The following is a 6394-nucleotide window of genomic DNA, read 5'->3' as shown; positions in this document are numbered from 1 at the left end:
CAGAGTTTATCTCGCCGAGGAAACTGTTGGGATAATGCGCCGATAGAGCGCTTCTTTAGAAGTCTGAAGACGGAATGGGTGCCAACTGTGGGTTATCGTAGCTTCGCTGAGGCTCAACAAGAGATCACCCGCTACATTATCGGATATTACTGCCAACTCAGGCCACATCAGTATAACGGTGGTCTAACTCCCAATGAATCAGAACGATTATATTGGGAAAACTCTAAAACCGTGGCCAATTTTAGTTGACCACTACAGTTCAAACACTTCACGAACAGTGCCACTGGCGAGATACATGGAAAAGTGCTGACTTTCAGGTGTAAAGCTAGAGCCTCTGACTAAGAAAAATAAGCGCTTAATTTTATGATTTTTCTTAACCCCAGCTAACGCCCGGTTAAGGGGCTGACAACGCAAAACACTGAACTCAAAATAACAACCGTAATCACAAAGGCCGATTTGAACAAAAACCGCCACGCGTTGGCAGTCCCTCTTTAACCGTTTGTTAGGTAAATTTTTTCACTGACTCTGGAACTGCTAATTTTTCACAGATTTCATTCAACAAAGACCATAGATAAAGCTGCCCACAAATTACTAAAATATTATGGTATTCAAAACTATCCATACTTGATCTGCTATTTATAAACAAAGATGAAGGATGTATTAACTTAGAAGTCAATTTGAACACGCTATCGTAGTCATCAACCAATTGAACAGCTTCCGTCATCGCTTTGATTTGTTGTGGCTGCTTTACAACTGGAAGCTCATACTTTTCATATAAACCATCTAACCTTTTCAGTTCATCTTCAAGGTGTTTGTATTCCTCAGAGGTCTCGTTACCGATAGATTGAAAAGCTTGTACTAACGCTTTCTGATCCATAAGAGCTTCCGACACCCATCGATTTAAGTTTTTGTCACTTTGCATAATAAATCTAGCTCTAGCAAGGTTCTCCAATACCGAACGAACACCTAAAGCCAAAAGTTGGATATCTTTGTATGCCCCATTAGCTATATATTTAATGTAACTTTCGTTAGACAATAGCAAGTTTTTCAACATTTCATTTTCGAGAGTAAGATCTAAGTTACACGAACCTTGAGTCCATGCGATAACTTTTTTGTAATTCTTCCCTATTTTTTCGATGTTTTTTACTACGTCTTTTTCAGTTTTTATTTCAACTCTGTCTCTAATACGTTCTACCACAAGTCCGCTCCTACTTATATTATTTACCTAACGCCCGGCTAAGGGGTTGACAACGCACCGCCGAACTCAAAAAAACACACCGTAAACACTGAACTTCAATTTTAAACTAAAGCCGCCACGCGTTGGCAATCCCTCTTGAGCCGTTTGTTAGCCGTTGCCCACCGAATCTAAGATAAATTCAGCCCTTTCTCGGACTGAAACCTTTGGAACCTCAATCAGTTCATAACCAAACTTTTCGTATGCTTTCACCATTTCATGGTATGTCGCAACAGCCTCATTAAAATCTTGTTTACGCTCGATGTCATTTTCATAGATCGTTTCCCACGGTGGGAAAATGAATACTTTTCTGTGATAGGTTAACTCACTGCAACTACTTAATAAGATCTCTGAAATAGCTATTTTTTCAAGCTGACTGTACCCATAAGAATCAATAATACTTCGATCAAAGAAGGTCAGAACTGAGTTGTCATGTGCTTTGTAATTGTTGAGTTCTTCAAGAACCATTGCATCACGGAATGCGACTTTATCTTTCCAAGGTAAAGCTACCCCATCCCGTTCAGTCTGTATTTGAATGACTTTACGGCCGACTTCTGTAGCACTTGGATACCCCAATTGCTCTAAAAACTTAATCACCGAAGTTTTACCTGAACCTGGACCACCAGTAAAAACTACTCGATTGTTCATGGAACCTCCTAAAACTGCTAACGCCCGGCTAAGGGGTTGACAACGCACCGCCAAACTTAAAAAACACACCGTAAACACTGAACTTCAATTTTGCACTAAAGTCGCCACGCGTTGGCAATCCCTCTTGAGCCGTTTGTTAGGCCAACCGATTGACAACGACACTTTCAAAACCAAAGAACAAGCTTTTTTGTAAACTTAAAACTAGCTAACCGATTCATTTATAAACCAAAACGCTAAATCAGCAAAGAAACAAAAAACTCAAATTGAGCGATTTGGAAGAAAAGTGACAAGCGTAGCATGCTCGGCGGACGTTTGGATGCTGAAGGTTATTTTGCCGCTGAATTTACAGCGCCAAGCAACTCAACGCGATCAAGAAACAACAAATATGTGATGACTATTTATTGCTTAACTTAAGCCAGAAAACATGGAATTTACCGTTCAATTCCAACTCGATTTAGCTGATAAAAACTCACTTTGCCTAACGCCCGGCTAAGGGGTTGACAACGCACCGCCGAACTTAAAAAACACACTGTAAACACTGAACTTCAATTTTGTACTAAAGTCACCAAGCGTTGGCAATCCCTCTTGAGCCGTTTGTTAGCCCACGGTACCGATGATGGTGATAATAGCCGACACTATTGATGCTACATTCCCCATTTTGGGCAACATATTCAACAACTTTTCTATTGTACCTTTTCGGGGTTTTTCTACCTTTGCAAGCTCTTCACATGTATCTATTGAGTCAATACTATCGGCTTTATCTTCTGGAGATATGCTTAAAGAATTAACTTCATTACGAAGACCAATAAAAAGTCTCGTTAATTCATCATTAGAGTTATGAATTTCAGCTGATTGTTGATTATTATTGCCAAAGGCATTTTGTTGTATCACATTTTCAGCATGATGAATGATCTGTAAGATTGGACTAGCGACTTCAAAAGTATTGTCTACTGGTAATTCATCCTGAATATCTTCAAGTCTATAACCCAGCTCTCGGAAAAGAGGCTCTGACACTACATCATTAAACGAGTAAATATATTCATCGATCCTACTTGAGCTAATTACAAAGTTGTTAGAGCAAAAAGAAATCAAATCAATCTGTTTGTTTTTTATCCTGCAGAGTAACTCATACATAATTGATAGACGTTCATCAATGTTGGTTGGGAATGATAAACTACCTCTATTATCAAAACTGGAAGCTGCTTTATACCAAGAATCAAATTCTGCTTTTGGATTAGCGATCAACTGCTGGTCTAATTTAGAAAAGAAATCATCATCTTTACAAAATGAAATTAGAAGATCTAAGCGATCATCAAACGTATTCATATCTGCATTAATTAAATCTCTCGAATAATCATAGAAGCGTTGGATACTACGTCTTATTTTTCCTGCCTTCATACTAACTCCGATTGTTACTTAATAATTGAACCATTGCGAATAATGGGCTAACGCCCGGTTAAGGGGCTGACAACGCAAAAACACTGAACCTAAAATAACAACCGTAATCACAAATACCGATTTGAAGTGAAACCGCCACGCGTTGGCAGTCCCTCTTTAACCGTTTGTTATACCGTGATCCGATGCACATTGTAGGAACTTCTTTATCAATTGCCATAGTGCCGTATAATCGCGGCCAAATTACACCACAACAATCCATCAGTGAGTTGCAAATGTCCAAACTATTTTTCAAAGGTCGAATCGATGCTAGACAAAACCACGTCATTTCAGGCTACAACGTAAACCGTGATGTAAAAGCAGGCACTGACGAAGCTCCAATCAATGTTGTCGTCCCTACCGAGGCTCGTAAAGCAGAGATAGAAATATTACTTTCTGAGCACTCGATAATGGCTGATATTGTCATTGACTCAAAGCAACCAGAGAACACTGTTGAGCTTGATACGCTATTAAACAAACCTAAAACTATTACCTATGACAAAACACCAAACCGTAATGAACCGTGCACTTGCGGAAGCGGAAAAAAGTACAAAAAGTGCTGTGCTTAAACCTCGATAATTACGTCCAAAGCCGTCTTCTGACGGTTTTTTTATAAACTAGAACCTATACGATATTCTGCGCGTAAGTCAAAACGGTATAACGCCCGGCTAAGGGGTTGACAACGCACCGCCGAACTCAAAAAACACACTGTAAACACTGAACTTCAATTTTGCACTAAAGCCGCCACGCGTTGGCAATCCCTCTTGAGCCGTTTGTTAGGCCAACCAATTGACACCGACACTTTCACAACCAAAGAACGAGCTTTTTTGTAAACTTGAAACAAACTAACCGATTCATTTATAAACCAAAATCTCAAATCAGCAAAGAAACCAAAAAACTCAAATTTAGCGATTTGGAAGAAAAGTGACGAGCGTAGCATGCTCGGCGGACGTTTGGATGCTGAAGGTTATTTTGCCGCTGAATTCACAGCGAAAAACAACCCAACACGATCACGAAACAATAAATATGTGATGACGATTTATTGCTTAAGTCCAGCCATTAAAACATGGAATTTACCGTTCAATTTCAACTCGATTTAGCTGATAAAAACTCACTTTGCCTAACGCCCGCTTAAGGGGCAGACAACGCTACTACCAAGCTTCCGCATAACACCGGAATCACAAAAACTAACGCATGATAAAAATGCCGCGCGTTGGCTGTCCCTCTTGAAGCGTTTGTTAGGTGTTTTGTTGCTTACTTTCTTGAAGCTTCCCAATATATCTATGGGCTACGTAAGATAATAATATTGCCAGAGCAAGATACAGGCCTCGGTGCAACGGTTGTTGCAGGCTCGAAAACAACATGTCTATCGAAAATAGAGGCACCAATACACAAGCCACCATCAAGACAACATTGCCTGTCGTTGTGCTAGATTCACCACCGCAATTTAGACAGACATGGTTTTTCCAACGACTAATTTTCCATACTTTAAAGTAGCTAACTCTCACACCGCAATACGGACACTTCATATTCTCTCCTTGAATTGACACTCCATCAATTGACACCTAACGCCCGGCTAAGGGGTTGACAACGCATAGCCGAACTCAAAAAACACACCTTAAACACTGAACTTCAATTTTGCACCAAAGCCGCCATGCGTTGGCAATCCCTCTTGAGCCGTTTGTTAGCTGAATTTTTCCATAACAAAGTTACGCAGCTTTTGGCCTCGGACTTCTACCATTTGTTCTTGCGCAACTTTGAAGCCAAACTTCTCATAAAACGGGCGAGCTGTAATACTGACTTCAGAGTAAAACCTAATAATTCCTTGTAACTCGCCAACTTTTAACACGTGCTCCATCAAGTTTCGTCCGATACCTTTACCTTGATGCTCATGGTGACAAAAGAAATGATCAATTAATCCGCTTTCTTGAAGGTCGGCATAACCAACTATTTCACCACCGATTTCTGCAACAAAAGGAGAAATCGAATTCATTTTGCGCTGCCATATATCAGAAGAAAATCCGTTGGGAGCCCATGCTTCGACTTGCGCTTGAGTATAATCACGTATATTCACATTACGAATCGTGTGATAGAAAATAGCCCATAAATCACGAGCATCTGATTCTTTATATTTTCTAATTTTGATCATACTGATATTTACCACCATTCAGCTAACGCCCTGTTAAGGTGTGAGCAACGCAATACCGAAGCTGCCGCATACCACCTTAAACACAAAACGCAACGCATAGCAAAAATGCCGCGCGTTGCGAATCACTCTTAAACAGTTTGTTAAATGACCTATGACTTCGGTCTTTTCATTTGGTTTAAATGATGCTGTTTAATCTCTGGTGCAATTTGACTTGGTTTACTACTATCACCCGATTTTTTTAAATAGTCCCAGTTCGTTTTGCCTTTGAGTGTGTGGACTTCTGATAGTTTAACTGTCTTTGTCATTATCTCTCTCCTTTGGTATGCGGAAAGTTTCAAGTTCCTTTTCGGTTGGAATAGTACTATCTGGATCACTGAGAGCTGCCTCATTGATTTCCTTATCAGATAGCGCATCAACTTGATCTTTAACTGTTTTGCCGCGAGAGAACTTCAAATTATCAATTGAAACCTTTTTTATTGTCATACTACACCACCTGGGAATACGGCTTCATAAAACCTCTCTCATAAGCTTTTTTTTCACGTGAGTTAGCTTTACGTGCTGAGATTAACCTAATGTTTCCACTTGAGCTTCTCTCTGTATAAATCACAAACAAAATACCATATTTTGTCTTGCCAATCGTCTGAAACCTAGCTTCACCATAGTCGGAGCGAGTATCTTCTCTTTCAATTCTGCTAGTATCAAGAAAAATGTGTACAGCATCAGCAAAATCAATTTTGTGTTTTGCCATATTTATCAAGTTTTTGTTCTCATCCCACTCAAATTCCATAGTTTCTCCCGTTGCTCTAATACGAGTTCGGATGAGTATAGAATTTCAAAATATAGATGCGATTAAACAAGACACTTAATTCGCGCCAACTCAACATTCATCATACTTCTTCTACATTAAGTTGCACCGACTTGAAAGGTCA

10 protein-coding genes are annotated in these 6394 nt (G+C 39.7%); 2 read left to right on the top strand and 8 right to left on the bottom strand.

Annotated elements, in window-relative coordinates; translation table 11 throughout:
- Positions 1-249 (top strand): integrase core domain-containing protein (locus AACU59_RS02435; protein ID WP_161437571.1); only part of this gene is annotated, 249 nt, incomplete at its 5' end.
- Positions 250-252: 3 nt separating this feature from the next.
- On the opposite strand, the gene AACU59_RS02430 is transcribed toward AACU59_RS02435, so the two are convergent.
- The 4 genes from AACU59_RS02430 to AACU59_RS02415 form a co-directional block, all read right to left on the bottom strand.
- The gene (locus AACU59_RS02430) at positions 253-474 is read right to left on the bottom strand and encodes a hypothetical protein (protein ID WP_202598776.1); all 222 of its coding nucleotides are present in this window, start codon (positions 472-474) and stop codon (positions 253-255) included.
- 28 nt (positions 475-502) lie between these two features.
- Positions 503-1198 (bottom strand): DUF5677 domain-containing protein, encoded by a 696-nt coding sequence (locus AACU59_RS02425; protein WP_161437570.1) that lies wholly within the window; start codon positions 1196-1198, stop codon positions 503-505.
- A gap of 147 nt (positions 1199-1345) precedes the next feature.
- Positions 1346-1882, bottom strand: a complete 537-nt coding sequence (locus AACU59_RS02420; RefSeq protein WP_161437569.1) for an AAA family ATPase — start codon at positions 1880-1882, stop codon at positions 1346-1348.
- A gap of 597 nt (positions 1883-2479) precedes the next feature.
- Complete coding sequence (locus tag AACU59_RS02415; protein ID WP_161437568.1) at positions 2480-3280, bottom strand: hypothetical protein; 801 nt, start codon at positions 3278-3280, stop codon at positions 2480-2482.
- A gap of 272 nt (positions 3281-3552) precedes the next feature.
- On the opposite strand from AACU59_RS02415, the gene AACU59_RS02410 reads away from it, so the two are divergent.
- Entirely contained in the window at positions 3553-3885 is a 333-nt protein-coding gene (locus AACU59_RS02410; protein WP_161437567.1) for a PBPRA1643 family SWIM/SEC-C metal-binding motif protein, read from the top strand.
- A 1115-nt stretch (positions 3886-5000) separates the two neighbouring features.
- Here the strand turns inward: AACU59_RS02410 and AACU59_RS02405 are convergent.
- From AACU59_RS02405 to AACU59_RS02390, 4 genes are all read right to left on the bottom strand, one after another.
- Entirely contained in the window at positions 5001-5465 is a 465-nt protein-coding gene (locus AACU59_RS02405; protein ID WP_110456809.1) for a GNAT family N-acetyltransferase, read from the bottom strand.
- Between the two features lie 149 nt (positions 5466-5614).
- Complete coding sequence (locus AACU59_RS02400; protein ID WP_155394531.1) at positions 5615-5770, bottom strand: hypothetical protein; 156 nt, start codon at positions 5768-5770, stop codon at positions 5615-5617.
- Positions 5754-5948, bottom strand: coding sequence for a hypothetical protein (locus AACU59_RS02395; RefSeq protein ID WP_161437566.1), 195 nt, complete (start codon positions 5946-5948; stop codon positions 5754-5756). The genes AACU59_RS02400 and AACU59_RS02395 overlap by 17 nt, the downstream gene beginning before the upstream one ends.
- A gap of 1 nt (position 5949) precedes the next feature.
- The gene (locus AACU59_RS02390; RefSeq protein WP_045591301.1) at positions 5950-6252 is read right to left on the bottom strand and encodes a BrnT family toxin; all 303 of its coding nucleotides are present in this window, start codon (positions 6250-6252) and stop codon (positions 5950-5952) included.
- Positions 6253-6394: the final 142 nt, after the last annotated feature.

Source organism: Vibrio sp. V23_P3S9T160 (assembly GCF_963886625.1).
In the GTDB taxonomy this organism is placed as follows: Bacteria; Pseudomonadota; Gammaproteobacteria; order Enterobacterales; family Vibrionaceae; genus Vibrio; species Vibrio anguillarum.
Note: the sequence above shows the minus strand (reverse complement) of the source record. Positions and strands in the feature narration are given on the sequence as shown.